Origin of the sequence: Actinoalloteichus spitiensis RMV-1378 (genome assembly GCF_000239155.1) — a bacterium.
Classification (GTDB): Bacteria; Actinomycetota; Actinomycetes; order Mycobacteriales; family Pseudonocardiaceae; genus Actinoalloteichus_B; species Actinoalloteichus_B spitiensis.
The window spans coordinates 1-2,097 of record NZ_AGVX02000682.1 but is presented as its reverse complement, the minus strand read 5'-3'; the positions used below and the strand labels follow the sequence as shown (position 1 = coordinate 2,097).

Sequence of the window (2,097 nt, the reverse complement as noted above, 5' to 3'; positions counted from 1 at the left end):
CCGGGCGCTCGACCTCCGGTCGGAGCGGAAGCCGGACCGCACCCCCGTGACCGACGCCGACCGGGCCGTCGAGGACCTGATCAGGACGTCCCTCGCGGAACACCGGCCGGCGGACGTGTTCGTCGGGGAGGAGGGCGGGCGGTCCGGGGCGGAGCGGTCCTCCACCGACCGGGTGTGGGTCGTCGACCCCATCGACGGCACCAAGAACTTCCTCCGAGGAGTGCCGGCGTGGGCCACCCTGATCGCCCTGGTGGTGGACGGCACTCCCTCGGTGGGTGTGGTCAGCGCGCCCCGGTTGGGCCGGCGGTGGTGGGCGGCCCGGGGGCTCGGCGCGTGGGCGGCGACGGCTGGGGAAGCCCCGGAACGGCTGCGGGTGTCCACCGTGTCCCGGCTCGAGGACGCCTACCTGTCCACCACGCACCTGGGCAGCTGGGTGGAGCACGCCTCCCGGGAGTCCTACCTGGCGTTGGCCGACGCCTGCTGGGAGAACCGCGCCTTCGGTGACTTCTGGCAGCACTGCCTCGTCGCCGAGGGGGCGATCGACCTGGCGGCCGAACCGGTCGTCAACGCCTGGGACGTCGCCGCCCTCCAAGTGCTCGTCGAGGAGGCGGGTGGCCACTTCTCCGACCTGCGGGGAACACGCACGCACGAGGGTGGTGACGCGTTGTCCTCGAACGGCCTGCTGCACGACGCGGCGCTGCGCGTGTTGGGCGGCTGACCCCTCGCCGGGCACGGGCTCCTCGGCTACGGGGACCCGGCCGGCCGCGACGCCGGCGACCCGGCGGTGGGGAGCCCGGTGGGCGGGGTGGCGGCCTCGGCGGCGGTGACCGGGGGCGCGCTCGGCGGCGTCTCCCCCGTCGCGGCGGTGGGCGGAGCGCTCTCCAGCGCGCCACGGAGCACCTGGGTCCAGGACAACCGCCCGAACAGGTAGAAGCAGGCGACCTGTTCGTTGGAGAACCGCGCCCAGTCGTACCGGTTCCCGTGCTCGCGCCAGAAGACCTCCCAGGCGGGCTCCTCGCCGTTCTCCCCCGGGTCGTGCAGCACGCACCAGGCGTCCTCCGCCTCCCGGCCGACGGACACGACCTCGTCCGGCACCCCCACCCTGGCGAGCCAGTCCGCGATCGAGTTCATGTTCACGTGGTGCCTCCTCCGGTCACCGCGACGTCCAGTCGATCCAGGTAGCCCATCGCCACCAGCTCGGCCACCGCGTACGTGGTGCGGTACCTCACGGCTCCCCCTGGTTGGGCGAACCACGCGGCCGTCGCGCCGGCCCACACCGGCAACGGCCGGGTGACCCGGTACCGCGCGTACTCGCGGTCGGCGTGGTCCGGTGGCAGCGACCGCGACTCGAACGCCGCTCCCGCGCGGCAGAGCAGGCGTCCCTCCTCGTCGCCGAACCTGTCCAGTTCCGCCCCTTCGGGCAGCACCACGGGCTCCAGTCCACCCGGGTCCGCGGCGCCCTCGGGGAAGAGCTCCGGCGGGGGCCAGGCGTACTCGGGCGGGCGACCCGTCTCCAGGTCGATGCCGCGCACCACGAACCGGCGGGCCCAGTCGTGGTCGGTGGACCGCTGGGCCGGCCCGGGAACGGCGACGACCGCGCCGGGTGGTGGCGCCCCCTCGGGCCCGGGGCGGGGGCCGGTGCCCTCGGTGTCCTCCGCCCGAGGTGTGTCCAGGGTGTCCACCAGGTCCGCGCGCGGGTGGTCCTGGGGCGCGTACCTGCCGCCGGGCGCGTAGTCGTGGTCGGGGCCGGGAGCTGGTCGTTGGCGGGCGGGTTCGACCTCGGGGACCGGGATGCGCCCGAGGGGGAACAGGTGCATGACGAACGAGGCGACCTCGGGCAGCTCGCCCTGCGGTGTGGGGGCTCGTCGTGTCGTCCGCCCCTCGGCCGGCGGCGCCGCCGGTCCCTCCGGAGATCCGGGACCGATCACCTGCTTGGCGGCGGGAGCCGCACCGGCCACCGGGACCGCCGGCTGCTGGCCAGGGGCCGGAACCGGGGCCTGGCCGGGGGCCGGGGCGACAGCGGTCCCCGGCGGCACGGCCGTTCCGCCGCCCACGGGGAACTCGGGCCGGAACGGCACCGGTTTCGGCTGGGCACCG

At 75.7% G+C, this 2,097-nt stretch carries 2 protein-coding genes and 1 pseudogene; 1 reads left to right on the top strand and 2 read right to left on the bottom strand.

Going from position 1 to position 2,097, the window contains the following annotated elements:
- The coding region (locus ACTIDRAF_RS0223885) for an inositol monophosphatase family protein (RefSeq protein WP_016701203.1) at positions 1-718 on the top strand (718 nt) is incomplete at its 5' end.
- 152 nt (positions 719-870) lie between these two features.
- Here the strand turns inward: ACTIDRAF_RS0223885 and ACTIDRAF_RS33155 are convergent.
- Positions 871-1,137: pseudogene (locus tag ACTIDRAF_RS33155) on the bottom strand (hypothetical protein); the annotation flags it as partial.
- The coding region (locus tag ACTIDRAF_RS30910) for a TNT domain-containing protein (RefSeq protein ID WP_016701201.1) at positions 1,134-2,097 on the bottom strand (964 nt) is incomplete at its 5' end. The pseudogene ACTIDRAF_RS33155 and the gene ACTIDRAF_RS30910, both read right to left, overlap by 4 nt.